Annotated in this window: 22 protein-coding genes and 1 tRNA gene; 12 read left to right on the top strand and 11 right to left on the bottom strand. The window is 37.6% G+C overall.

The window, feature by feature from the left end:
- Window positions 1-69 precede the first annotated feature (69 nt).
- Both VB694_RS09710 and VB694_RS09705 read left to right on the top strand, forming a co-directional pair.
- A complete protein-coding gene (locus VB694_RS09710) occupies window positions 70-606 on the top strand; it encodes a Dps family protein (protein ID WP_323360110.1) in 537 nt (178 codons plus the stop codon).
- A 37-nt stretch (window positions 607-643) separates the two neighbouring features.
- Window positions 644-1,411 carry a ChaB family protein gene (locus tag VB694_RS09705; protein WP_323360109.1) on the top strand — a complete coding sequence of 256 codons (768 nt, stop codon included), beginning with the start codon at window positions 644-646 and terminating at the stop codon, window positions 1,409-1,411.
- Between the two features lie 91 nt (window positions 1,412-1,502).
- Here VB694_RS09705 and VB694_RS09700 read toward each other — a convergent pair whose 3' ends face one another.
- The 7 genes from VB694_RS09700 to VB694_RS09670 all read right to left on the bottom strand — a co-directional run bounded on the left by VB694_RS09700 (window position 1,503) and on the right by VB694_RS09670 (window position 8,944).
- Complete coding sequence (locus VB694_RS09700) at window positions 1,503-1,775, bottom strand: GlsB/YeaQ/YmgE family stress response membrane protein (RefSeq protein ID WP_323360108.1); 273 nt, start codon at window positions 1,773-1,775, stop codon at window positions 1,503-1,505.
- Window positions 1,776-1,867: 92 nt separating this feature from the next.
- Complete coding sequence (locus VB694_RS09695; RefSeq protein ID WP_323360107.1) at window positions 1,868-2,281, bottom strand: hypothetical protein; 414 nt, start codon at window positions 2,279-2,281, stop codon at window positions 1,868-1,870.
- 15 nt (window positions 2,282-2,296) lie between these two features.
- On the bottom strand, window positions 2,297-3,604 hold the full coding sequence (locus VB694_RS09690) for an amino acid permease (RefSeq protein WP_323360106.1): 1,308 nt from the start codon (window positions 3,602-3,604) through the stop codon (window positions 2,297-2,299).
- A 143-nt stretch (window positions 3,605-3,747) separates the two neighbouring features.
- Window positions 3,748-4,974 (bottom strand): DUF1501 domain-containing protein, encoded by a 1,227-nt coding sequence (locus tag VB694_RS09685; RefSeq protein WP_323360105.1) that lies wholly within the window; start codon window positions 4,972-4,974, stop codon window positions 3,748-3,750.
- 528 nt (window positions 4,975-5,502) lie between these two features.
- Entirely contained in the window at window positions 5,503-7,101 is a 1,599-nt protein-coding gene (locus VB694_RS09680) for a DUF1800 domain-containing protein (RefSeq protein WP_323360104.1), read from the bottom strand.
- Window positions 7,102-7,106: 5 nt separating this feature from the next.
- Window positions 7,107-7,616 carry a hypothetical protein gene (locus tag VB694_RS09675; RefSeq protein ID WP_323360103.1) on the bottom strand — a complete coding sequence of 170 codons (510 nt, stop codon included), beginning with the start codon at window positions 7,614-7,616 and terminating at the stop codon, window positions 7,107-7,109.
- Window positions 7,617-7,741: 125 nt separating this feature from the next.
- Window positions 7,742-8,944: an AAA family ATPase gene (locus VB694_RS09670; RefSeq protein WP_323360102.1), complete on the bottom strand. Its 1,203-nt coding sequence runs from the start codon at window positions 8,942-8,944 to the stop codon at window positions 7,742-7,744.
- 686 nt (window positions 8,945-9,630) lie between these two features.
- Between VB694_RS09670 and VB694_RS09665 the strand changes: the two genes are divergently transcribed.
- Complete coding sequence (locus VB694_RS09665; protein ID WP_323360101.1) at window positions 9,631-10,089, top strand: response regulator; 459 nt, start codon at window positions 9,631-9,633, stop codon at window positions 10,087-10,089.
- A gap of 21 nt (window positions 10,090-10,110) precedes the next feature.
- Here VB694_RS09665 and VB694_RS09660 read toward each other — a convergent pair whose 3' ends face one another.
- Together VB694_RS09660 and VB694_RS09655 are read right to left on the bottom strand one after the other, a co-directional pair.
- Window positions 10,111-11,235 carry a hybrid sensor histidine kinase/response regulator gene (locus VB694_RS09660; protein ID WP_323360100.1) on the bottom strand — a complete coding sequence of 375 codons (1,125 nt, stop codon included), beginning with the start codon at window positions 11,233-11,235 and terminating at the stop codon, window positions 10,111-10,113.
- Window positions 11,236-11,292: 57 nt separating this feature from the next.
- Window positions 11,293-12,633, bottom strand: coding sequence for an ATP-binding protein (locus VB694_RS09655; RefSeq protein WP_323360099.1), 1,341 nt, complete (start codon window positions 12,631-12,633; stop codon window positions 11,293-11,295).
- Window positions 12,634-13,939: 1,306 nt separating this feature from the next.
- On the opposite strand from VB694_RS09655, the gene VB694_RS09650 reads away from it, so the two are divergent.
- Window positions 13,940-14,662 carry a response regulator transcription factor gene (locus VB694_RS09650; RefSeq protein ID WP_323360098.1) on the top strand — a complete coding sequence of 241 codons (723 nt, stop codon included), beginning with the start codon at window positions 13,940-13,942 and terminating at the stop codon, window positions 14,660-14,662.
- A gap of 39 nt (window positions 14,663-14,701) precedes the next feature.
- Here the strand turns inward: VB694_RS09650 and VB694_RS09645 are convergent, their stop codons facing one another.
- On the bottom strand, window positions 14,702-16,045 hold the full coding sequence (locus tag VB694_RS09645) for a lipid-A-disaccharide synthase-related protein (protein ID WP_323360097.1): 1,344 nt from the start codon (window positions 16,043-16,045) through the stop codon (window positions 14,702-14,704).
- Window positions 16,046-16,354: 309 nt separating this feature from the next.
- On the opposite strand from VB694_RS09645, the gene VB694_RS09640 reads away from it, so the two are divergent.
- From VB694_RS09640 to VB694_RS09610, 7 genes are all read left to right on the top strand, one after another.
- Window positions 16,355-18,376: a BamA/TamA family outer membrane protein gene (locus VB694_RS09640; protein WP_323360096.1), complete on the top strand. Its 2,022-nt coding sequence runs from the start codon at window positions 16,355-16,357 to the stop codon at window positions 18,374-18,376.
- Between the two features lie 176 nt (window positions 18,377-18,552).
- Window positions 18,553-20,097 carry a protein kinase domain-containing protein gene (locus VB694_RS09635; RefSeq protein WP_323360095.1) on the top strand — a complete coding sequence of 515 codons (1,545 nt, stop codon included), beginning with the start codon at window positions 18,553-18,555 and terminating at the stop codon, window positions 20,095-20,097.
- Between the two features lie 522 nt (window positions 20,098-20,619).
- The gene (locus VB694_RS09630) at window positions 20,620-20,952 is read left to right on the top strand and encodes a type II toxin-antitoxin system PrlF family antitoxin (protein WP_323360094.1); all 333 of its coding nucleotides are present in this window, start codon (window positions 20,620-20,622) and stop codon (window positions 20,950-20,952) included.
- Between the two features lie 2 nt (window positions 20,953-20,954).
- Complete coding sequence (locus tag VB694_RS09625; protein WP_323360093.1) at window positions 20,955-21,452, top strand: type II toxin-antitoxin system YhaV family toxin; 498 nt, start codon at window positions 20,955-20,957, stop codon at window positions 21,450-21,452.
- A 203-nt stretch (window positions 21,453-21,655) separates the two neighbouring features.
- Window positions 21,656-21,871 (top strand): hypothetical protein, encoded by a 216-nt coding sequence (locus tag VB694_RS09620; protein ID WP_323360092.1) that lies wholly within the window; start codon window positions 21,656-21,658, stop codon window positions 21,869-21,871.
- Window positions 21,862-22,212, top strand: a complete 351-nt coding sequence (locus tag VB694_RS09615) for a type II toxin-antitoxin system PemK/MazF family toxin (RefSeq protein ID WP_323360091.1) — start codon at window positions 21,862-21,864, stop codon at window positions 22,210-22,212. The genes VB694_RS09620 and VB694_RS09615 overlap by 10 nt, the downstream gene beginning before the upstream one ends.
- 569 nt (window positions 22,213-22,781) lie before the next feature.
- Window positions 22,782-22,853, top strand: a tRNA-Gln gene (locus VB694_RS09610).
- A gap of 81 nt (window positions 22,854-22,934) precedes the next feature.
- Here VB694_RS09610 and VB694_RS09605 read toward each other — a convergent pair.
- Window positions 22,935-23,414, bottom strand: coding sequence for a hypothetical protein (locus VB694_RS09605; RefSeq protein ID WP_323360090.1), 480 nt, complete (start codon window positions 23,412-23,414; stop codon window positions 22,935-22,937).
- A 208-nt stretch (window positions 23,415-23,622) separates the two neighbouring features.
- Here VB694_RS09605 and VB694_RS09600 point away from each other — a divergent pair, with 208 nt between their 5' ends.
- Window positions 23,623-24,894 (top strand): hypothetical protein, encoded by a 1,272-nt coding sequence (locus tag VB694_RS09600; protein ID WP_323360089.1) that lies wholly within the window; start codon window positions 23,623-23,625, stop codon window positions 24,892-24,894.
- Window positions 24,895-24,952 lie beyond the last annotated feature (58 nt).

Here is a 24,952-nt window from a genome sequence, read left to right as displayed (position 1 = left end):
GATGTGGATTATGTCGTTATTTTGATAACTTATACGTAAATTAGTGATAATTAATTGACAGTAATCATTATGACTAGAATTAACATTGGGTTGACAGAAGAACAGCGTTCCGGTGTGATGAATTTGTTAAATCAAAATTTAGCAGATTCTTATGTACTTGTAGTAAAAACCAAAAAATATCATTGGGATGTTGTCGGTCCACAGTTTCGTACCTTGCATGAACTGTGGGATGAACAGTATGAAGAACTGAGTGAAAATATTGATGAGTTAGCAGAAAGAATTCGGACATTGGGTGGTTATCCAACTGGCACAATGGAAGGGTTTCTGAGTCTTGCTACTCTCAAAGAACATAGTGGCGAAATTCCCACAGCAACGGGGATGGTCACTCAATTAGTGGAAGATCATGAGCAGATTATTCGTAATTTAAGAAGTCATGTAGATCGTTGTAGTGAAGAGTTTCATGATCAGGTTTCTGCTGATTTTTTAACTGATTTGATGCAAAAACATGAAGAAACGGCTTGGATGTTGCGCTCATTTATTGAGGGAAAAGCATTAGAACCAGATAGACAGAAACCAACAGAAACTAGAACTCTAGTGGGTGTGTAATTGAGAATTGTCAATAATAAGTGAAAGGAGTCTATAAGTGACAGAAAAATATCAAGCAGAACGAACAATTTCGGCAATATTTAAAGAACAAAAACAAGTTGATGATGTAATTCATCGTTTATTAGATAGAGATGTACCGAAGGATCATATTTCGGTGATGGGTCGAAATTTCCAGTCAGAAACGCGAATTTCTGGGTTTATTAGTAAACGGGATGTAATTTTAGGAGGTTTGAGAACAGGGGCTGTTTTTGGTTCTTTGTTTGGTTCTTTCCTCAGTTTACTTACGGGTGTAGGTGTGTTGTTTATTCCCTTTGTCGGACCAATTGTAGCCGCTGGTCCAATTGGGGCTGTGTTGCTGGGGGCTGCGAGTGGGGCGATCGCTGGTAGTGCTGGTGCTGGTTTAGTATCAGTTTTTACTGCTATGGGAATGCCAGAGGACAAAGCAGCGGTTTACCAAACTCGGTTACAAGCTGGAGAGTTTTTATTAATGGTAGAAGTAACAAGCGATCGCACAGGTGAATTTCAATTATTATTAGAAAGTGCTGGTGGTGAAGAAATTAACATCATTGAGAAAGCACTAGATCACCCTTGTCCTGGTCGATGTAACAAGCCAGAAGATTTATCCCCTGAAGTTCGCGCTCATCTTTCTCCAGAAGCACAGCAGTTGTTCATGAAGCGATATAACGCCGTACTCAATGAAAATAGCGACGAATTTAATGCTGAACAATCTGCTTGGGATACTGTTCATCAACAATTTGATGAAGATGAAAATGGTGTATGGTCAAAGGTAAAAATTAGCGTTTAAGTTTTGCTGGGATTTCCATAATTAATAAAAGGTAATGGGGTAAAACTCATTACCTTTTATTTATAACTGAATAAAGATGATTTTGTCCCACTTAATAACTGGTACGTCCAGTAAATAATCCCCACAGAAAAATGGCGATTATTGCGCCAACGATAGCCACAATTATACCGGGAATACTCAGAGTTGCAGATGTAAATTGTAATGTTCCTGTTTCTAATAAAGTTACTAAAGTTCCACCCAAGAAAGCCCCAATCATACCTAATACCATAGTTGCTAAAATTCCACCACCCTGACGACCAGGATAAATAGCTTTAGCGATCGCTCCTGCAATCAGACCCAAAATTATCCAAGCAATAATGTTCATAGTCTAATTCATGAAAATTCCTATCAATAGATTAAGATTAGTCATTTTATCTAATGATTAAGTCTGTCAAAGGAGGTATTTAACTAAGTAATTTAATAATTTTTTGAACGATGGATTTTCAAATAATCCCAAAAGCAAACTATAAACCCTAAAACAGAACTTGCTTTCCAGAGAAACAACCACCAAGGTTTCCACCATGCTCCAGTTTGAACTTCGACAATATCAGATAAGCCAAACAACAGAAAAATCAATGCTGTAATTTGATTTTTACGTTTAGCAATGTGAGAATCTTGTTTATAGCTATATACTATAAACCCCAAAGCAAATAAACCCCATAACACTGCCTCAATATAATTTCCCTGACGGTAAAGAGTTTCTAAAAGTTGGGCATTTTCCAGTGAACCAGACTGATTCAACCACAAAACAAACCCAATCATTGCCAAAAATAACAGGCTTAAACGTAGAATTGCTCCTTTTTTCAACTGCAAGGGAGATTGTGGATTCATATATTTAAATTGAAATTAAATGGAGAGAATTTGTTTTATTATCAGGGATAATGCAATGGCAATCATCACAGTTAATGTGATTTTACCACCAGGTATTAGTGATTGATAAATACCATTGACTAATTTTTGTTGTTCCCGTTGTCTCCAACTCATAATTGCGGGGATAATTCCTCCTAAAACCGAAATACTGAATATTCCTGTATAGTCTAGAGCAGTAAAAAAGATTGTGGGGTTTATTGTTCCTAAACTCATGGGTGGAAACAGCACTAAGGAAAAAAGAGGTAAGCGAGAAAATTCAGCTTTGGTAATTTGAGAAATATCTTGAAAAAAAGCCACTAAACCATAAACAAAACCGATAAATGATGTGATAATTGCAAACTCGGAAAAAACAGTTAATACTAATCCTAATAATTCTCCAGATGCACCTGCTCGTAAAACTTGTAATGGATCAAAAACACCACCAACTTTTAAATTATTCTTGAGCATATCTGGACTAACACTACCTAAAATCACCGCATTCCAAGCTAAGAACATAATGAGGGGAATTGCCGAACCAATAATAATTGATTGCCGAATTTTGGGAATATCTCCTTCTAGTTGTGTCACCACTACAGGAACAACATTATGATAAAAAAGAGCTACACAGATAACTGAAACTGCACTACCAACAGCATCCCAATTTTGAAATAATAATTGATCGCTTTTTATTTGCCCAGATCCTAATAATAATAAACCGAAAAAAGAAATAATCACAATTGCGACAAAAGCGCTATTTAATTTCTGAATAAATCTTTCTTTTCCTAAGTACAGAATTCCACCAAATAAGAGTGTAAACGTTGTTGTTCCTACCCAGTTAGGTAAGATTAATATATTGTCTAATCCGGCAATTTTAGTGAATGCCGAACCTAAAATATCTCCACCTTTGTTGATGTATGCCACTAACAGGGCATAGTGCATAAATAAATATGTAGCACCAGCAATTCTTGCTCCCACTTTACCCAAGGTTTTTTCTACAATTGCCAAAAAACCTATGCTGGAAATGCCTTCTGCACCCATGACATTTAAGGTTACTTCGGCAATTAATAAACCTGAAAATAAAGTGTATAACCAAACTGCAATTATTACTGTTGTCGATGGTAAAATACCAGATGGTAAGGTGACTGCGGGTAAAGCAAGAATACCAGCCCCAATGGTAGTTCCAGCAATCAAAGCTGTGCTTCCTAAGACGCTACCCGGTTGATGATTTAATTGATTGCCATCAAATTCTAGGTGAGAAAATAATCTAGTGATTTGCTGTTGTTCTGATTTAAGAACTGTCTTCATAGGGGTTTTTGCTCAGATATTTGCCCAATGGGGACAATGAAGATTAATTTATGTAAATCATTGTACCAAAAATCTTTGATTTACGCTAATTTCCACTTGTTCTTAAATCAGTGAATGCTGAAGAAGCTGAAAACTGTTAACTGTTAAAGTAATGCTATTTTTTGAGTAGGTTTGTAATTTGGTAAGATTTGATTGAGTTGGCTGGTATTTAAATTGAGATGATTTTGCAATAGGTTAGAAATCACATCTCGAAAATCTGTAGAGATATCTAAATCTCGTTTTTGATAAAGTTGAGATGGCGATAAACCAGGCCATTCTCCATAAACTTTTCCACCCCGGACTTTACCACCCAAAACCCAAACAACGTTACCATGTCCGTGATCTGTACCAGCATTATTATTTTGTTGCACTGTGCGGCCAAATTCAGACATAACAACAATGGTGGTGTTTTGATAAACATTCCCTAAACCTTCTACCAAAACTGCTAAACCTTTTCCTAATTTGCCCAAATTATTAGCTAATAATCCCTGACTACTACCTTGGTTAGCATGAGTATCCCAACCACCTACAGCCATAAAACCTAGTTCAATTCGGGAATCTTTAACCATTAATTGTGCTAATCTACTGGCATCCTTGGCAAAACCATTAGGTAAAGGCGCTCCATTATTGGCCATTTTCATTTCCTGATCCAAGTCGTTCATGATAGCTGCACGTGCCATTCTGCCTTGACGATAGCTTTGACTGAGGCTATCTTTTCCGCTGTACAATTGATCAAATGCTGTTGCTACTTGAGGGCGATCTATTAACAGTCGTTGGTTAGGTTTTCCCCCTGATGGTAAATTGGCGATGGGCATTTGTCCATACAAAATCCAAGGTGTGTTTTGTCCCACAGTCACTGCTTGGACAGGCGTTTTTTTAGCTATCACACCTAGTAAACGATTCATCCAACCATCTCTAGTCCCTTTATTACCAGGAGTTCCACTTTCCATATATTTTTGAGCATCAAAATGGGAGCGTGTAGGATCTGGTGAACCGCAAGCATGAACAAATGCTAAATTACCTTTTTGCCAAAAAGGCGTTAATGGAGATAGTGCGGGATTTAATCCAAAACGTCCATCTAAATCTATCACTCCGCCTTGTTTACCTGGTTGGGGAATGGCAATTTTTGGTCTAGCTTGGTAGTAGGCTGTTTCTGAATAGGGAACGACGAGGCTTAAACCGTCTACTCCTCCTCTGAGAAAGATGACAATTAAGCGTTTTGGATTACTTTTAGCAGTAGCTGAATGAGCAACCCAAGCATGACTACCAATAGTGGTAATCAGTGAAGTAGAAAAGAGTCCGGCTTGGATGAGAAAATCACGTCTTTTCATAAAGTAGGGAACTGGGGATTGGGGATTGGGGATTGGGGGAGAATAAATTTATAAGAAGATCGAGTGAGCCAAAACCACGCTCGGCAAAGTATCGGAGCATGGCGGAGATATTTTGCCGTGCTAAGGAACAGTGGATATAGGCGAACGGATTGCCCATGCGTGGGGCAGTCATGGTATATTGTTTTTAACAGGAACGGTAATCAACCTGTATAAAAACCTAACTGCCTAACGGCAATCTGTACCTTGGCAACTAAATCTATGGGGTTCTACTTCGTAGTTCTAGTATCACCTGGAAGTAGGTAAAAGATTTACAGGTACTAGGCGACACAGAATTTCAACTCAAACAAAATTTGCAGTAATGCAACTACCTCCGGTCAGGGGGAAAGTAACGCTTGAGGAGAGAACCACCTCTTGGTTAGACACCGCAAGGGATCTAATCTAAGTGGACTCGTTGAACCAAGAATCCCCGCACCTTTAGGTCGGGGAGTGTCAAATCTATTCCCTATTCCCTAATGAGGAATTACCAGCTTAACGCTGCATAAATTCTGGACTACCTAAGATTAAGCTGCTGCGAATTTTTGGTGGACTTGATGCGATCGCTTTTTGGGTTTGAGGAGAAAAAGCATTACCCAATGTATTCATCAGTTGTTGATAGTCTATGGGTGTGGACTGATTGGCTTTTCTTGGTTTCATTTGTCGTGTTGGTTTCAATGTCGTTAAATTACCTTTGCCAACAGGAGGAATAGTTTTTCTAGGTTTCGGTGGCTTCTCTTGGGCTAGTGTTTGTTGTGGGGGTATGCTGGATATCCTTAAACTACCATTAGCGATCGCTGTAGCAAAACTCAGCCGCCTAGTCATAGCATCAGGATTTAACCAAGCTTCTTTGGTATTTTTGTAACCGTCTGGAGTTGGACACCCATAAAGAGGCATAGCCAACTGATTGAAAAATTGTATCATTGGTCTGGTATTCTTCAGTTCTATATCTGTAGCTCTAACTACTGAAATTGCATATTGATAGGGTGTTTTAAACTTACTATTAAAGTTTTTCTGATCCCAAAATTCAGAACTTTGAAATAGAGTATTAAGCACCTCACGAATATTACCATCAGTGGCAAGATATCGCTGTTGCAGTTTTTTCACCAAAGTTTCTGGAGGGTTATCAGTGACAAAATACTGCGCTAACTTATAACTAATATGACGAGCAGTAGCCGGACTGCGAGCCAAAATATCTAAAGCTTCTTCTCCCTCAGCTTTACCACTGCCTTTAATTTTCTGTCCTAAAAAAACTTTGTCACTAAAATCATGATGTTTGGAATTGAATACAAATCCAGAACCATTATTATTTTGACTTTTATTATTAACCACGCCCCAACCACTCAAAATTCGTGCTAAGGCAATCACATCCTGTTGAGTATAGCCACCATCTACTCCCAAGGTGTGTAGTTCCATCAACTCACGGGCATAATTTTCATTTAAACCTGCAACTTTCCCATTTACACCTGGACTATGAGAAACTCTATTTTTAGCGTTATCTAAATACACTAGCATCGCCGGATGGTGTGCTGTTGCTCCCAATAAATCCCGGAAACGCCCCAAAGCATAAGGACGAATTGCTTCTTGTTCATAAGCACCCACCCAAATGCGATTACGTTTTTTTTCGGCATCCACATTGAAATGGTTATACCAAAAGTCCACCATCACTTCTTGGAGTTGACGGTTACTTTTGGTCGCCCTTAATAATCTAGCTTGAATTGTTTCATTAAATATTAAAGCAGCTGGCTTTATAGCAGCTTTTTTTTCTTGCTGATCTGGTTTTTTAACCGCAGGAATATTCGTAGAATATTGCAAAAGTTGTACCGGATTTAGCCGCAAAGTTTTCATTTGCGAAAGCTGACGAGTCAAACTTTCCGGCTCAGGAATGGAATCTGGGGAAAGTTGCTGTTTAATATAGCTTTCTACCCCCATAGCCTCTACTTTTTTAATGTCTCCAGGTGCAGGACCAAAGCTCAAACGATTAATTATATGCAGCACCTTGGGATTTACGGGTGTAGGGGCTGCATGAGTGGGAGCAATGCTTCCTAATAACAACAAAATTGATAACACCCAATATCTATTTGCTAAAGTCATAAACCTTATCTCGGTTGTGTTGGGGGAGTTGCAGGTGCTGGCCAACGTTTTTGGATATGTTCAGCCCATTTCTGCCGTTGCTTTAAAGTTAAAATTTCTCTGATTTCCAGATCATCTTGATACTCTGCATTGGCTATTTGCTCTCTGAGCGCATTGATTTGACGGTGTTTAGTATTTACCTGCTCCTTAGTGGCATTCCCCGCCAAAAGGGTCAAAAATTCTTGTTGTAATTGACGCATTTCTGCTCTTTTTGCTTGAATACGCTCTCTAACTGGGTTTTTGCGGCGAATTTCTTTAATTTGCTCCAGTTGCTTTGGTGTTAAACTTAAATCTTTGGGTAATCCCCCAGGATACTCCACCTTTGGACGGGGTTTATTTGTGGAAGTTGGGGTAGGAGTTGGGGTAGGAGTTGGGGTAGGAGTTGGGGTAGGAGTTGGGTTAGATTGGGCGATAGCAATAGAACTACCCAAGGTAATTAGCGCAACTGTGATCAGGGGAATACGATTTAACAACATTCTGATTTATTTCCTTTGATTGTGATTGTCTATATCTAGCTATGTGGTTTTATTGACAACATGAAGACTGAAAGATGAGACGACAGTTGCTCCAGTTTGTTTCCGTTATGCTCCAATTTGATTATTTAAACAAAACGCCGTGTAAACTCACACATTAAATCCACTCTACCTTTACGTAACATAGCTGGATCTAATCTTTCCGTAGTATTACAAGTCATCAATACTACTAAACGCTGTTTGATCTGCACACCAGATTCATCAATTACACTTTGGTATAAAGTTCCATCTAACAAAGCTAAAATATGCTCAGTTTTGTTGTTATATTGTGCTACTTCTGAAGCTCGATCTTGCGCTAAGTTATCAGCTTCGTTGATGATAATACAAATTCTTTCTAAGTAGCTTGGTGGCACAAAGTTAGTAATGGCATCATGATCCAAAATAAAAATTACATAACCTAAAGGGACTAAAATTTCCTTGGCTACTGATTGGGTCCATGCTGTTTTACCTGTACCTGGTTCTCCATGTACCACAACTGCTAATTGGTTTTGATTGAGGATTGTCTGTTGAACTGAGTCAGTAAAATCTTGAATTTCTTGGGGAAATGTGCGAATAGGAAATTGATTATGAACTTTACCAACACGACTTTGATATCCACTTAACATTACTGCTAAATCATAAGTGGCTTTATTAATTAAGGGCGCTAAATTTTTGGACATTAAAGTATATTGTCTTCGTCCTCGATCATAGGGATCAATTTGTAACCAAATATCGTGTTGAGACCAGTAGGCGTAAACAGTATTGATGACATCTAAACGTTCCCAGTTAACAAATTTTTCTACTGGAAAATAGAAGTCTCTCTCTGAGTAATATTGGGTAATAATATCAGGACGTTCCAATAAACGTAAAACTCTCAAAACAGTAATTTCTTGCAATAAGTTCAATACGTAATCAATAGGAATACTGTTACGATTGACAAATTGGACAATAGGAGTTTCTGTACTTAAAACGTCTTTGTAACGATAATCTGGTGTCAAGGCATCGGGTGTAATGAAGTTCCAAAATTTTTGGAATTCACCACGAGTATAGTCAGACGCTAAATTTAATATATTTGCCCACCAAGCAAAATCTTTTCTGGCTAACGCGTCTGCATAAAAACTGACTAGATTAATACTTTTTTGGGTTAACTCTTGAGTATCATTAAATATTATTTGCTGGAAATGCCCCCAATCAAAATCCCGCTGAAATGGTCGCCAACCACTAGCTATTAGGTTTTGCCGATTGTTGTTCGCAGAATTATTATCGTTACTTCGGAAATAATCAAAATCCATAGAAATTAGGAGTCAAGAATTAGGAGTTAGAAGGATACAGTGCGGTCTTGTGGTCTCTTCAAGTGAAGCAAATCTTGTTTAGCAGCCAGTAGACAAGTTTTAACGCAACTTCTCTACAGCAATAGAAAATGCTTGATACTTGATTATTGTTAAATCTTTAGCCAAGTGTATCATACATTGTAACACGTAAATTACATGACTATAGCTACGTCAAGTATTATGATTAAAATAGTGCTGTTTGAGCAAGTATCATCTCACTTCTTTACAAACTCACTCAGTATTGTCACAATTTAAGTAAATTAACTATATAATTTTTATATATAAAGTTATTGTAAACTTATGAGGAAAATATTCTGTAATTTTGCATATAATCAAAGAGTGTCGGCTAAAGATATTCAGATATTTAGCTTGAGTTTTTCTATCCTATTTGGTATAGGTAAAGATAATCAACTGAGTGCCAGTAACACACGAGCCAATCCTGAGTTAGCCCTTCCTTGTGGCTTGTGGGATTATCGTCTGGCTTGACTAATAAGAAAGATGATATGGCCGTTCTCATGCTAGTGAAGTACAAAGTTTTTTCGTTTTAGGGAACAGGGAACAGGGAACAGGGAACAGTGAATAAATTGGTGTGTACTTCATTAGACTGGGAAACGCTATAAAGCCCAATTTAATCTTCTGGAGAACAGATGTATCTGACACATTCATTCATGAGTGATGAAAAGAAGCAAAGCTCTCAGCAACCTTTGATTTTGATAGTAGAAGATCATGATGATAGTCTACTATTGCTGAGTTATGCTCTGGAATTACTAGGGTGTAAATTTATTTGTCAAAACGACAGTTACAACACACTATTGGTAGCAAAGGAATATCAGCCAGACTTAATTTTACTGGATATTTTATTACCTAGTTTAAACGGTCTAGAGGTATTACAGTATTTGAAGCAAGAACCGCGCACTCGCCATATTCCTGTGGTTGCAGTTACGGCTTTATCAGGTAGGGAACAGCAAGAACGTATTCTCAGCGCAGGTTTTAATGACTATATCAGTAAACCCTATATGCTTGAGGATTTAGAAGTGATAATTTGTCGTCTACTAAATATTAAACTTGAACATTCTTCGGTGTTTAACGTATGTCAACAAAGTTAAAAAAGTTAAAGCTAATCGAAATTAAGTTTCTTTGGGTAGTCTGATTTTGAATATACTACCTTTACCTAATTCTGAGAAAATTTCGATTTCTCCACCGTGTGCTTCCACAATTCGTTGTGATAGATGCAATCCTAACCCACTACCTGATCTTTTGTTTCTCCCTTGACGAAATCGCTCGAAAATTGTGCCTTGATCTTCAGGTGCAATTCCATAACCTGTATCTGCAACTTCTATGAAGATTTCATTTTTATCTGTTTTGTTATTTAAGGTTTCAAAAATACGAATTTCCACACTACCGATATCTGTAAACTTGATGGCATTACCCACTAAGTTATTCAAGACTCGGCGTAGTTCTAGTCTATCACCGATGATAATTCCATCATCATTACTTAGCTGATTTAACTGATGAGTGTCTAATTTGAGATTCACGTTTTTCTCCATAGCCAGAGGTGTGAGTTCGCTAATGACTTCTGCGGCTATTTCTTTGAAGTCGCATTTTTCCAAATTTAAGGTTTTTTTACCAGCCTCGAAGCGATAAACTTCTAGTAAGGTATTAACCATTTGCATTAAATTTTGGTTACTGCGAATCATCACAGCAATGGCTTGTTTCATTTCTGGAGAAATTTTGCAAAAAGTTTCCTGTTGAAACAAGGCTAACATTCGATCAGCGGCTACTAACGGTGTGCGTAAATCATGAGTTAAACGAGAAACAAAATCTTCTCGCTGACGAGTCATTTTTTCTTGGGCATCAATACTGTGCTTGAGTCTCAATAGCGATCGCACTCTAGCTAGTAATTCATCGGTATCAAATGGTTTGCGAATAAAGTCATCAGCACCCGCATCTAATCCTTCTACTACACTAGATTCATGAAAAGCTGTAATTAACAAAATGGGAATATAGCTGAGATCAGGATTACGACGAATTCTCCGTGTTACTTCATAACCATTCATCCCTGGCATCATCACATCTAATAAAATCAAATCCGGCGGCGATTGTGCCACTTTTTGTAAAGCACTTGCTCCATCTGATACTAAATCAATTTCATAGCCCTCACTTTCTAAGAGTGTTTGCACTAAAATTAGATTATCTCTTGTATCATCAACGGCGAGAATATGGTCAACCTTATCACTTTTAATCACAGGCATAATTTATACTTTACCAAATTCTGAAAAATTCATCTAAATTAATCTACTCTTGGGAATTTACAATCTAAGATGAGGATATCCTAGCGAAACTTTGTTGAATTCAAATGGTAGATAAGGTGGATTTTGATGAGAATAATAAAATCCATCGTCACTACCTAAATTTAAACTACTATAATTATCTCCATTATGAGGTGATGTGGTAATTTGACGTGGTAATTCAATTTTAAATACAGAACCCACCCCTAATTGACTTTCTAAAAATACTTTTCCTCCCATCATTTGTAGTAGTGAATTGATAATTGCTAAACCTAGTCCAGTTCCCGGATATTTACGGCTAATACCTTGATCTACTTGTTGAAATGCCTCAAAAATATGTTTAAAATCTTGATGAGAAATGCCAATCCCTGTGTCTTGAATAGTAATCGCTAATTGATTCTGAGAAATTTCTGCCACTTCTACCCTAATACCTCCATATTCTGTAAATTTAACGGCGTTGGAAAGCAGGTTAATTAAAATCTGACGTATTCTTACTGGATCATTAAATACCAAAGTATTTTCTAAATTTATTTCCACTAGCAAAGATAAATTTTTCGCTTCAGCTAATGAACGTATTTCAGCTACCGTATTATTGACTATCTTTGATAAGTCAAATATTTCTGGTTTTATCTCTAATTTACCAGCCTCCAATTTGGAAAAATCCAGAACTTCATTCAGCAGCATCAGTAAATGCTTACCATTATTGAGGATACGCTCTACCATATCCCCTTGTTGATGACTAAGTTGACCAAATTTGGGACGTAAGAGAATTTGAGAAAAACCAATGATAGCATTCATCGGAGTTCGTAATTCATGAGATATGGTTGCTAAAAATTGCGACTTGAGTTGTGATGCTTCTAACAATTTTAAATTTTGTAACTGAATTTGTTGCCGTTGTTTCTCTAATTCTTGGTTCTTCTGAATCAGTTTTTCACTACTTTCTTTAAGTTGTTGATATGCCAAATCAGCTTTTATTTCAGCACGATATAATCGAATCGCATTTCGTAAAGTGTGTGCTAAAATATCTGAGTTTAGCTGAGACTTAATCAGATAGTCTGTAGCGCCAGCTTGCAATAACTCGACAGCGATTTGTTTCTCTTCTTGTGCAGCGAGGATAACTAAAGGAACTCTAATTTTTAAAGAGTGTAGCTTATGAATTAGAGTGAAGCTATCTTGATTTGGTAGGCTAGAATCGAGAAAAACGCAGTCAAAGTTAGTATTTTCGAGAGCAGATAGAGCATGATTATGGTCACTGGCTTCACTCAGTTCCATACAGACACCAGCATTTTTGAGAACTAGACTTACTGCCATGCGATCTACTTCATCATCATCTACAACCAAAATTTTCAGCGTCTCTTTCATCAGTTTTTATTTTCGCTGTCCAATAGAGATTGATGTCCAGGATTTCTATTTCCAAACTATGTAACTACAGAATTGATAATTTTTATGTCTCTCAAATATAGATATGCAGTAATTCAGTTATTTTACGCTATATCTAATTGATGTTAGTCACATTTAATTTACCTACCTCCACTTCATCCTAGTTGTGAATTTTTATGTCTTTAACGGGTTATGTAAGCAAGTATTGGTTGTTTATGCCAAATTTATGCCAAATTTGTTTATGGTGTTGAATCTGCTAATCAGAACTCTAGTCAAGGGTAAATTGCTCACGGTTAATAAAAAATAATTCGGAAACAATTGACCATAATCCAGATGAAAATAATTCTGTAGGAAATTAGGCAGAGTCGATATAAAGTAAAATCAAATACTTTATCTATCTCAACACAATTGTAAATGAGTAGATGATTCACCGTCCTCACCCATTAGTGAGAGTTGCATACAAACATTGTGTACCATAAGCTTGAGCAGTTTACTCACTTGAATAATACTTAGTATTGATTTGTAAGTAATTACTCATTCAATCTGAAAAAGCTGGAAGTGCATATCTTATTTTCAATGATCTGAAACTGTCTAGCAGTAATCACGATCATGAATGATGAAGTTACAAGTTGGTACTGCGGTTAATAAATTTATGTCACAGAAATCTCCTCTTGTGCTAGGATGGAAATAACACTCTGGCGACTAGAAGTCCCTGCTACACAGGCAAAACCCACCTCCGTGGGTTTCAAACCCTTGATTTTTCATTAGTCCACGCAGGTAGACTTGGCTTGTATGGTAGTAAATTATACTCGCCCAAAACTTTGAAAACTTGAATGTAGTAAACTAATTGCGGCCTTATGTGACATCAATGATTATTGACAAGGATGGGAAAGGAAGCATTGATCAAGTTTAAGTAATTTGTAAAAAGCGTGGTTCTATTAATTACATAAATTTCGAGATATGAATCAAGAAGTTTTGACAGCTTTTTTTTAAACCTGGTGAGAAGCTGAAATTCAGAAAAACTGAGCTTAACGAAATTGGAGCCATGACAAGGAGATTGTATAATTTTGTATTCGTCTCAATATTTCACATTCAAAAACATTAGGCATATATCCGTAGCTAGATTTTTACTTCTATCGGAAATGAAATAAGTGAAGTTAATTATTTCTATCGATGGATGCAGCCTAGTCCTAAGATCATCTATCTTTGGTTTGGAGAAATCAGACCCCAAACTTACATTCGTGTTTTAAGTTCACAGTAGTATTAAGATATATAATTGGGTGTAAAAATGAGTGATATTAGCATTATTTTAATTGAAGATCATGATTTAACCCGGATGGGATTAAGGGCTGCATTGCAATCACACGGCGGCTTAAGAGTGATTGGTGAAGCTGCAAATGCCACTCAAGGTCTCAAACTGTTAGAAACTACTAAGCCAGATGTGGCTGTAGTTGATATTGGTTTACCCGATATGGATGGAATTGAACTCACACGCAAGTTTAAACGCTACCAAGCAGAAACTGGACAAACCAACACAAAAATCCTGATTTTGACCATGGATCACACAGAAGATGCAGTTTTAGCAGCTTTTGCTGCGGGTGCAGATTCTTATTATATGAAAGAAACAAGCATTAATAAATTAACCGAAGCCATACAAGCGACTTATGCTGGTAACTCTTGGATTGATCCGGCGATCGCCAATGTGGTATTAAAGAAAATGCGCTTGGGTTTACCAGGAGAAACTGTCACATCTGATAAACCAAAAACTGTCAAAATTGAAGCTTTGTCCACAGAATATGAGCAAGTTTTGGAAACCTATCCCTTGACTCAGCGGGAACTAGAAATTTTAGAATTAATTGTTGATGGTTGTAGTAACGGACAAATTGCTGAGAAGCTGTATATTACAGTGGGAACAGTCAAAACTCATGTTCGCAACATTTTGAATAAACTCTGCGCTGATGACAGAACCCAAGCAGCAGTTAGGGCTTTGCGTTCTGGCTTAGTAGGATAATAGGTGACAGGTGACAGAGATAATCTGTAATTTTTATGATCACTTGTAAATTAACCGCTCTTGCAAACATTCAGCAATCCGTTTGGCCGCACCGGGACTACCCATGCGCTTAACTCCGTTTTCGGCAATTTCCTGGAAAAAATCGGGATTTCTGAATAGGGATTCTACTACTTGGGGAACTTTTACTGGTTGGTCTACTAAAATTAAAGATGATCCTAAAAGACGACTTTGGGCTTCTGCAAAAGCAGGGTTATATTGAGGACCTTTACCAGGAATAGCGATCGCAGGTTTCCCCAAACCAATAAATTGTTCCGTTGCAGTTCCAGCCATAGCGATCGCTAAATCTCCCAAATGTAAACAGTCATTATAAGCTTGTTGGGTGAGAAGAAGATAAGCATTTCTTTGTTTAAAGATCAAAGCATTAGCATCAGCAAGTTGAATAGGAGATTGATCCCAGTTTTGCCAACCCATAATTTGTAAAGTTTGAGATAAAATATTATTATCTAAACCGGAAGCGATCGCACCTAAAAATATTACCTCTCGCTCCCCAAAACTAGCAATCACCGCAGATACAGCCATCATTATCATTTCCCAGTTAGCGTAAGCCTCATTTGCACGAGAACCAGGAAGCAGAGTCACAATCAAAGGACGAGCAATTTCTTGTTGTTCAACATCTGCACTATAAAATCGAGGGATTTTCAACGTCGGTTCTAAACCATCCATCATCGGATTTCCCAAATCAAAAGCAGGAATTGGCCATTTTCTTAATATTTTCGTTGTCAGCGCATCTCTAGGAAACACCGCCCGACAACGACCACTCATCAACCACCTTTCCCAAGGATGGTAAATCGAACCAGAAAAATTTTCCCAACGTGCCGACTTTGACTTTCTAGGTAATAAACCCAACTCATCCCGCACATAATATTCAGATTTTGCCGTCCCTACAAACGCATAATTTGCACCACTAATAGCTGCAAACAACAGTGGTACAATATCCCCCACAGCTAAAATAGCATTTTGATTACCTAATTTTGTTTGCGAACTCACCCAACGCCGCACAGCTTGAATTTGTTGCCAAGTTAGTTGCACCAAACCACCGCCCACATCTCGCATCAGTTGGCGGCTATCCATATAAATAAAACCACCAGAAGGCATAGCCTGAACCTTACCAATACAAGGAACATTAAATCTTTGGTAAGCACGTCCTTCACCAACCAGCGGTAAAGCAAAAATATTAGGTGGCGAACATAGACATTGCAGTTCCTTGATTATACGTACAGCAATGATATCTTCTCCATGACCATTGCTTAAAACCAGTAACTGTAACCCAGGACTAGTGTCTAAAGAGTTGGTAACTACAGGTAATGGGGATAAATCACTCATATAATTTTAGATTTTGGATTTTAGATTTTGGATAGGAACATTTGCCAGGTATTGCAATTTGTGATCAAAAAATCTGATAATAAATAATATCAATTACCAAAACAACCAATACCCAGATCCCCTACTTTCTTGATAAGCAGGGGATCTATTCCTTAGTAACGGCTTTTTTGACCAGAAACAAAAAATTATAATTAACTGTCTGTTTATCCATAGGTACTGATTCCCATCCAATTCAATTTACCCTACACCATTCTTATTGACTGCGACTAACTAGCAGTTGATCAAGTTAATCAATATTAATTCTTAATTATGCGAGTTTCTTCTGCGGCCATTTTGACCTTAGCTACTTTAGCGGCTAGTAATGTCACCCAGCAAGCTCATGCTGCACCGACTCCAACCACAAATCCAGCGGATCAAACCGCAACAGCTACAGACGTAGTTATAGTACCTGATGTGGAAACTCAAACAACACAGCTAGAAACCTTAGCCTCCCCAGAAACTACTTATGCTGTAGAATTTAGCTCTCCATCAGTATCTCAGCCTGTGGTTGTCCAGAATAATTTTAGTAATAGCAACAATAAAAACTTGACTACAAATGATAATTTAGTAGTTATAGCCACCAAAGTCCAGATAATTGGCGCTAATCCAGAATTAGAGCAGATAATTCGCAAAGTTATTAAAACCCAAACTGGGGGAGAAACCAGTCAAAACCAACTCCAACAAGATGTAGCCGCAATTTTAGATACTGGTTTATTTGCTGATGCCAATGTTAATAGTAGTAGTACATCTACTGGCTTAAATGTTGTCTATCAAGTCAAGCCAATAGTTGCACAAGCAATACAACTATCTGGTGCAAAAGTTCTCAGCTATCAAGTAGCCTTAGAAAACTTTCAAAATCAGATCGGTAAAGATATTAGTCCCGCAGCACTGGAGAAAATAGTCCAACAAATTAACCAGTGGTATAAAGAAAATGGTTATACCCTAGCCAGGGTAATCTCAATTCAACCCAGTCGCCAAGGCATCCTCACAGTTAATGTAGCAGAAGGTTTGCTAGGTGATGTCAAATTTCGCTTTGTGAATGAAGAAGGACAAAAGGTTGATAAGAATGGTAATCCCATCAAAGGACGTACTAAAGATGATTTCCTAAGACAGCAACTCAAATTACAGCCTGGTAAAGTCTTTCAGGACAATTTAGCCCAACAGGATGTACAAACTTTATATAAGTTAGGTTTATTTCAAACCGTAAATGTTGTCTTTGAAGGAGATGCAAGGAAAGTTGATTTGATTTACGAACTTCAAGAAGTAGGAGCGCGTTCAGTTAACTTAGGTGGTGGCTACAATGCTGATGATGGGATATCCGTAGTATTAAGCTATCGAGATCAAAATGTTGGCGGTGTGAATGATACTTTAGCTGCAAATGTAGAAGTAAATAGACAGGATGTACTGTTTAATACTAACTTCAATAGTCCTTATCGAGAAACTAATCCTGAACGCCTTGGTTACAACATCAAGACCTTCCGTAGACGACAACTTTCTGATACCTTTGATGATACCATTAAGTTGGCCAATGATGACAAAGTAAGGGAAGGGAAAATTGGCGGTAGTGTGAGTGTTCAGCAAGAAATTGATGGTTGGGATGCTGCTGTCGGTCTTAACTATACTCGTGTTACTATTCGCGATCGCTCAGGTAATATTACTCGAAGAGATGCTAACAACAACCGATTATCTTTTAGTGATACAGGAATTGATGATCTAACTACCGTATCCTTCACAGCTACCAAAGACGAACGGGATAACCCAGTCAAAACCACTCAAGGTTCTCTCCTGAGTTTCAGCACCGAACAATCTATACCTGTTGGTCATGGTCAGATTACCATGAATCGGCTGCGAGGCAATTATAGCCAGTTTATGCCCGTGCAATTATTTAACAGCAAACAGCCCCAAGTATTTGCCTTAAATCTGCAAGCTGGAACTGTAGTGGGTGATTTACCACCTTATGAAACCTTTAACTTAGGTGGGTCTAATTCAGTGCGTGGTTATGATGCTGGTAAGGTAGCAAGTGGTCGCAGTTATGTATTAGCTTCTGCTGAATATCGCTTTCCCATCTTCCCCATTGCTGGAGGTGTGCTGTTTGCTGACTTTGCTACTGACTTAGGTTCTGGTGATACCGTGATCGGAGATCCAGCAGGTGAGCGAAATAAGCCTGGTAGCGGTTTTGGCTATGGTGCAGGTGTGCGCGTTGATTCACCTTTAGGCTTAATTCGTGCTGACTATGGCATTAATGACCAAGGAGATAGTCGGGTGCATATTGGTATAGGTCAGCGATTTTAAGAATTTCCAGGATGTTAGTTGGTGGTCAAAGATCCCCGACTTCTTGAGTTAATCTTCTCATTTATCACTTCAATTATCTGAGAAGTCGGGGATCTGAATCTCTCAATTCAGCAGAAATATTGCGTAAGTCTTGATTAATTAAGGTAAAATTGCAACAAAGCCTTGGTTTTGAGTCTATGCGTCAATGTCTTAATCCTGACTGTCTTTTTCCTAACCCTGATAATTCCCAATATTGTCAGAAGTGCGGTAATAAGTTACTTTTGCGTGAAAGATATGCACCGCAATCAATTTTAGGTCAGGGTGGTTTTGGTAGGACGTTTTTAGCTATTGATGAGGATAAACCATCAAAACCTTTTTGTGTAATTAAACAATTTTTACCCCAAGCACAGGGAACGGATAGTATTGAAAAAGCATCTCAGTTATTTGCACAGGAAGCACAACGTTTAGAGGAGTTGGGTAAACATCCGCAAATACCTGAGTTAATGGCTTATTTTACATCTGATAATCGTCAATATTTAGTGCAGGAATTTGTTAAAGGTGCAACTCTACAAACTGAGTTAGATAATAATGGTGTTTTTTCTGAACAGGAAATTAGAGGTTTATTAATAGAAGTTTTGCAAATATTGGATTTCGTTCATGGTAAACAGGTAATTCACCGAGATATTAAACCAGAAAATATTATTTTAAGTAGTGATAATAAGTTATTTTTAGTAGATTTTGGGGCGGCGAAAATAGTTAAACCACAGCAACGCACAGCTACAGGAACAATTATTGGTTCTGCTGAATATTGCGCCCCTGAACAGTCAATGGGTAAACCATTATTTATTAGTGATTTATATAGTTTAGGGGTAACTTGTTTGCATTTATTAACAGGAATTAGCCCTTTTGATTTATATAGTCCAATGGAAGGGGAATGGGTATGGAGAGATTTTTTAAATGGAAATGTGGTAAGTAATGAGTTAGGGAAGATTTTGGAAAAATTAGCAAGTCCTATTGCTAAACATCGTTATCAATCTGTGAAAGAAGTAATTCAGGCGTTAAATTTTGTAGATCAAAATAAGAGGCGATCGCCATCTAAAGTTTTACCTGTACCACCTCCACCACCTCCAGTTACTAGACGATCTCAAGTGTCTACACCACCATCTCAACCATCTCAACCACCTGTAAAAATTCCTCAACCATCTGTTACTGTACCTAGTCAGTATCAAAAACTAGAGAAATTATTAGCAGAGGGTAAATGGAAAGAAGCCGATGAGGAAACAGGGAGAGTTATGTTACTGGTAGGAAAACAGGAAAAGTTAGGAGTCTTCAGTATGTTAGAAAATTTTCCCTTTTTGACTGTGGGAGATATTGATAATTTTCCCCATGAAGACCTGCATACTATTAACCAATTTTGGCTAAAATACAGTAAAGGAAAATTTGGCTTTTCTGTCCAGAAAAAGATTTACCAGGATTTGGGCGGAACAAGAGATTACCAATACCAAATGTGGAATCAATTTGGTGAAAAGGTGGGATGGAAAAAAGGAGAAACGTGGTTCGATTACAGTGATCTTACCTTTTCGTTAACAGCACCAATAGGACATCTTCCCTTGGGTGGAAATCTGATTATTACTTTAGGACAAAATGGTGGACTGGGGTTGGTAGATAAATTTGTAGGAGGTTGGGTTGGTGGGATGATAAGTTGGAGTTGTGGATGTCTTCTCTTGCGTCCAGACCTGTAGATTCTAGTCTAGAAAAGATTACAGCACCCGTATATCACCTCCCATATTGGTATGACGGGATTGGTTCGGTTTTTCTTGGGGGTATGATGGGATTGAGATTGTCTTTTCTCGCGTTGAGACTTGTGGACTATAAAATTTAAAGATTACAGAAAAATATTAAGTCAGAATCAGGATAACCAGGATTAAAGGATGTACAGGATGTTACTGTTAACCTACTAAAAAATAACAGAAATTTCTCTCTGTGTCCTCTGTGCCTCTGTGGTTCGTTTCTTTCATAAACTTGTGCATAAAACCGAAAAAGTCAGAATCAGGATAACCAGGATTAAAGGATGTACAGGATGTTACTGTTAACCTACTAAAAAATAACATGATCAAAGATCCCCGACTTCTATGATAATTAAACTGATAAATAAGAAGATTAATAAAAGAAGTCGGGGATCTAACCCAACCCAAAAACCCAAACATTGACAACACAATGCACCTGCATTACATTAAAAATAAAAAACAAACATCAAAATTGTTATGGTTGTCAAACCAAATCCATCCTCCGAGTCCACCCTAACAGACAGATATCAAACCACAATACCCGAACCCGTGCGTAAAGCTTTAGGCTTGGGTAAACGTGATAAAATTCGCTATGTGATTCAACCCGACGGTAAAGTAATTATTTCTCGCGCTGATCAAAAAGAAGAAGATCCGATATTGGGGGAATTTTTAAACTTTATTGCACAGGATATACAAAAAAATCCTCAACACCTACAAACAATTAAACCAGAATTAGTAAACCGTATTCAATCCTTAGTTGCTGATGTAGATATTGATCTGGATGCACCACTATCAGACGAGGATGAGTAAAATTGTCTGAAAATCAAACTTTAATAATTAATGGATGGACTATATTTGCTCATTCCTCGTTTTTAGAACAGTTAGAAGAACTGATCATACAGGTAGAAAACTTACGTCAGAAATCTCCTCAAGAATACAAACAGAAAAACCCCACAAAACGTCTATCTGCTATTTTCAAACTTGCATTTAATGTCATTCCTCAAGATCCAACATTAAACGATTATCGTCAAGGTACAACCCTGGGAGATGAATACAAACACTGGTTTAGAGCTAAATTTTTTCAGCAATACCGATTATTTTTTAGATATCATCAACATGGTAAAATCATTGTTTATGCTTGGGTAAACGACGAAAACACCAAGCGAGCATATCAAAGCAAAACAGATGCTTATCGAGTATTCCAGAAAATGCTAGAAAGTGGTAATCCTCCAGATGATTGGAATGATTTACTCAAAGAAGCAGAAAATCACACTCATCATTTAGAACAGATTTTCAAAACAGAGATTTAGAAAAATATTAATTCAAAATCAGGATAACCAGGATTAAAGGATGTACAGGATGTTAGTCGGTGGTCAAAGATACCCGAATTCTGAGATAATTGAGTTATCAATGAAAAGATTAACTAAAGAAGTCGGGGATCTCAATTTCCTAGTCACAGATACACAACTGAAAAACAAGGTAAAATCAAAGAATGATCAACCCAAGGTGAGCAATGGAAACCCAACAACTGAAAGCCCTGATTAAAGAAACTATTTTAGAACTGATAGAAGAAGAAAAATGGACAATTAAAAAATTTTTAATCCCAATCTTGACCAACAAAGAAAATGAAGAATGGAACGAGTTTTCCTTAGAACAAGCTATGAGAGACTTAGAAAATGATCATCTTCCTGAATATACAGAATCCGATTTGATAGAAAAATGGCAATAGCAGGTCAAATAGTTCTTTTCAGATTTCCGCAAACTAACCTGACGCTGGGGAAACTACGCCCTGCACTACTCATCAAACCCCTATCCAATAATGTATATGATGACTGGCTATCCTGTATGATTTCCACAAAAACAGGACAAGAAATAGCAGGATTAGATGAAATTATCTCACCCCAAGATGTTGATTTTTCGCAAACAGGCTTAAAATCAGAAAGTGTGTTTCGAGTTTCACGACTAGCTGTAGTTTCCGAACAGATACTTTTAGGAAAAATTGGTGAAATTTTTGAAGCAAGGTTAACAAGAATTAGACAAAATCTAGCAAATTGGATTTTAAAAGATTAAATATATTTTCATGATTTAAGGATGTACAGGATGTTAGTTGGTGGTAAAATATACCCGACTTATGAGATAATTGATCTGATGAATGAGAAGATGAACTCAAGAAGTCGGGGATCTTAATCTCCTATCAAAATAGCGATCGCCATTATTGCCTCAGACTTCTGTAAAAACTCAAAATTGTGTAGTATAATAAGACAAGTGCTGTTTATTTAGTCACCCAAAAAACATTATGCGCTTAAAAAGATGGGAATCCCCCCGCAAAGAAGGGAGAAACGACAAAGGCCGGGGCGGTTCAGCCAGACAGAGACAACTGAAGAAACAAAGACAGATGCTGAGAAACAAGCTCAAAGAGCAGCAAAAGCCAGAAAACAACCAAAACAACCATCAAAACAACAAGCCCAGGGAAGGAATAGAAGCCTTCCTTTTTTTGTGCCATATCCCCTCAGATCCCCTCAGATCCACGACTTCTTGGAGAAGTCGGGGATCTATCTATATTGAATTATTAAATTTTTTCTGAAAAGCACTTGACAGAACCTATATGGTTACTGCTATATTAGTTAAAGCTGAGTCATTGGGGCGTAGCCAAGTGGTAAGGCAGCGGGTTTTGGTCCCGCCATCCCTAGGTTCGAATCCTAGCGCCCCAGCATTATTAAGGGTAGATTTTTTAATCTACCCTTTTTGGTTTTTCACATCTGCCTGTGTTTTCAGAGTTGAATTTTTTTCTGTTATTTTTCTGGTGATTTGAGAGCTTGATCTAAAACTTGTCTAGCTTGTTCTGCTTTTATTTTTGCTTCTTGATAACGGATATTAGCTTGAGCAAAAGTTTTGAGAACCTTAAAACCTTCCTTGAGACGAGTAATTTCTTCCTCAGTTACAGAATTATCGGAAAAAAGTACATCAACTGCTTTACGAATTTCCAAAGCCTCAACCCGGGTTTCTTGAACTTTCAACTTTAGGGTAGCTAAATTGCTAAGAATTTGGACGGCTTGAGTAATGGCATCCTCACCGCTAGTATTATCAGTAGTTGGTTCTTTGACTTCAATTAATTGTTGAGGACCAAATCCTTCTTCCAATTCTGTAGGTAGTTGATCAGCTTCCATCAATTCCATCAACTGATCCATGGCTTTATCACGGGCTTTAGCCGAATCTTTACCAGGAACAGTGAGAATAATTTCTGGGCTTTGAGCGAGAGTATATTGAACCATAGTGGGGTAAAATTTGCTGGTTTACCTAGCAGGTAATTAATTTTAACATTTAAATGCCATAAGATCCCTGAATTCTTTGAAAGCTTGGGGATCTAAATTGAAAATTTAGAATTTGTAATTTTCTTGCTGTTTATAATTACCAATGACAAGTGAAATAATTATTTATACTAAAGAAAAGAACTGTAAAATACAACAGGAGAGGAGAGCAATGACTCCCAATCCCGCTATTATGCGATCTGTGGAACAATTGGGCTACCGTGTTACTGTTGGTGATGTGGCTAGTCAGGCTGGTTTGAATGTAGGTGAAGCAAATCAAGGATTATTAGCTTTAGCTTCTGATGCTGGTGGACATTTACAGGTAGCAGAATCTGGTGATATTGTTTATCAATTTCCGCAAAATTTTAGAACAATCTTACGTAACAAATACTTGCAGTTGCGGTTGCAAGAATGGTGGAAAAAGATTTGGGGAGTGTTGTTTTATTTAATTCGCATTTCCTTTGGTGTTTTGTTAGTTGCTTCTATTGCGCTGATTACTATCACCATTATCATTATTATTACTGCTGCTAATTCAGACAGAGATGGAGATAATAGAAGCAGCCGTTCGAGTGGTTTCAATTTTTTCTTTTTCCCAGATTTATTCTGGTATTTTAGCCCCGATTATGGTAGTCAGGAAAGAAGAAGAGAAAGAAGAGAAAATAGTGAGTTCAATTTCTTGGAAGCTGTATTTTCGTTTTTGTTTGGTGATGGAAATCCTAATGCCAATTTAGAAGAAAGACGCTGGCAAGAAATTGGAAGTGTGATTAGGAATAATCAGGGAGCAGTTGTAGCTGAACAAATTGCACCTTATTTGGATAATTTGGGTGAGAAATATCAGCAAGAATATGAAGATTATATCTTGCCTGTGTTGGTGAAATTTAATGGCAAACCCCAGGTAAGTCCTGAAGGGCAAATTGTTTATTATTTCCCCGAATTACAAGTACAAGCTAGTAAAAAAATCCGTCAACCAATAGAGCCATATTTAGATGAAATTACCTGGCGGTTTAGTGCAGCTAGTTCAGGACAAATTATGCTCAGTGCGGGTTTGGGTGCAGTGAATTTAGTGGGGGCTTTGGTATTAGGCAGTTTATTGAAAAGTGGTACAGTTGCAGCCCAAATAGGGGGATTAGTTGGTTTTGTCCAGGGAATTTATTGGTTATTGTTAGCTTATGGGATTGGTTTTTTAGGAATACCTTTAGCGCGGTATTTTTGGATTCAATGGCGTAATGGTAAAATTGTTAATCGTAATGATGAGCGTTTGCAAAGAGCTAGACTGTTAACAAATGCTGATGATTCTTTACAGGAAAAGATGGCTTTTGCTAGTCAGTTTGCAACAGAAACAGTCATTGGTAAAGAAGATTTAATTTATTCCAGTGATACTGATTTACTAGAACAGGAATTTGAGCAGGTGAAAAGGCAAAATCGGTTAGATGAAGATAGATGATTGGTGATTGGTGATTGGTGATTGGGAAAGAATTTTCTCCCCATCTCCCCATCTCCCC

It is taken from the genome of Anabaena sp. UHCC 0451 (genome assembly GCF_034931405.1).
Lineage (GTDB): Bacteria > Cyanobacteriota > Cyanobacteriia > Cyanobacteriales > Nostocaceae > RDYJ01.
This window is presented reverse-complemented; position numbering and strand designations above follow the sequence as displayed.

What these genes read in the sequence shown, in the direction of transcription:
- VB694_RS09710 (WP_323360110.1), top strand. Translation starts at nt 70, where the DNA reads ATGACTAGAATTAACATTGGGTTGACAGAAGAACAGCGTTCCGGTGTG.
- VB694_RS09700 (WP_323360108.1), bottom strand. Translation starts at nt 1,775, where the DNA reads ATGAACATTATTGCTTGGATAATTTTGGGTCTGATTGCAGGAGCGATC.
- VB694_RS09695 (WP_323360107.1), bottom strand. Translation starts at nt 2,281, where the DNA reads ATGAATCCACAATCTCCCTTGCAGTTGAAAAAAGGAGCAATTCTACGT.
- VB694_RS09690 (WP_323360106.1), bottom strand. Translation starts at nt 3,604, where the DNA reads ATGAAGACAGTTCTTAAATCAGAACAACAGCAAATCACTAGATTATTT.
- VB694_RS09685 (WP_323360105.1), bottom strand. Translation starts at nt 4,974, where the DNA reads ATGAAAAGACGTGATTTTCTCATCCAAGCCGGACTCTTTTCTACTTCA.
- VB694_RS09680 (WP_323360104.1), bottom strand. Translation starts at nt 7,101, where the DNA reads ATGACTTTAGCAAATAGATATTGGGTGTTATCAATTTTGTTGTTATTA.
- VB694_RS09675 (WP_323360103.1), bottom strand. Translation starts at nt 7,616, where the DNA reads ATGTTGTTAAATCGTATTCCCCTGATCACAGTTGCGCTAATTACCTTG.
- VB694_RS09670 (WP_323360102.1), bottom strand. Translation starts at nt 8,944, where the DNA reads ATGGATTTTGATTATTTCCGAAGTAACGATAATAATTCTGCGAACAAC.
- VB694_RS09665 (WP_323360101.1), top strand. Translation starts at nt 9,631, where the DNA reads ATGTATCTGACACATTCATTCATGAGTGATGAAAAGAAGCAAAGCTCT.
- VB694_RS09660 (WP_323360100.1), bottom strand. Translation starts at nt 11,235, where the DNA reads ATGCCTGTGATTAAAAGTGATAAGGTTGACCATATTCTCGCCGTTGAT.
- VB694_RS09655 (WP_323360099.1), bottom strand. Translation starts at nt 12,633, where the DNA reads ATGAAAGAGACGCTGAAAATTTTGGTTGTAGATGATGATGAAGTAGAT.
- VB694_RS09650 (WP_323360098.1), top strand. Translation starts at nt 13,940, where the DNA reads ATGAGTGATATTAGCATTATTTTAATTGAAGATCATGATTTAACCCGG.
- VB694_RS09645 (WP_323360097.1), bottom strand. Translation starts at nt 16,045, where the DNA reads ATGAGTGATTTATCCCCATTACCTGTAGTTACCAACTCTTTAGACACT.
- VB694_RS09640 (WP_323360096.1), top strand. Translation starts at nt 16,355, where the DNA reads ATGCGAGTTTCTTCTGCGGCCATTTTGACCTTAGCTACTTTAGCGGCT.
- VB694_RS09635 (WP_323360095.1), top strand. Translation starts at nt 18,553, where the DNA reads ATGCGTCAATGTCTTAATCCTGACTGTCTTTTTCCTAACCCTGATAAT.
- VB694_RS09630 (WP_323360094.1), top strand. Translation starts at nt 20,620, where the DNA reads ATGGTTGTCAAACCAAATCCATCCTCCGAGTCCACCCTAACAGACAGA.
- VB694_RS09620 (WP_323360092.1), top strand. Translation starts at nt 21,656, where the DNA reads ATGGAAACCCAACAACTGAAAGCCCTGATTAAAGAAACTATTTTAGAA.
- VB694_RS09615 (WP_323360091.1), top strand. Translation starts at nt 21,862, where the DNA reads ATGGCAATAGCAGGTCAAATAGTTCTTTTCAGATTTCCGCAAACTAAC.
- VB694_RS09605 (WP_323360090.1), bottom strand. Translation starts at nt 23,414, where the DNA reads ATGGTTCAATATACTCTCGCTCAAAGCCCAGAAATTATTCTCACTGTT.
- VB694_RS09600 (WP_323360089.1), top strand. Translation starts at nt 23,623, where the DNA reads ATGACTCCCAATCCCGCTATTATGCGATCTGTGGAACAATTGGGCTAC.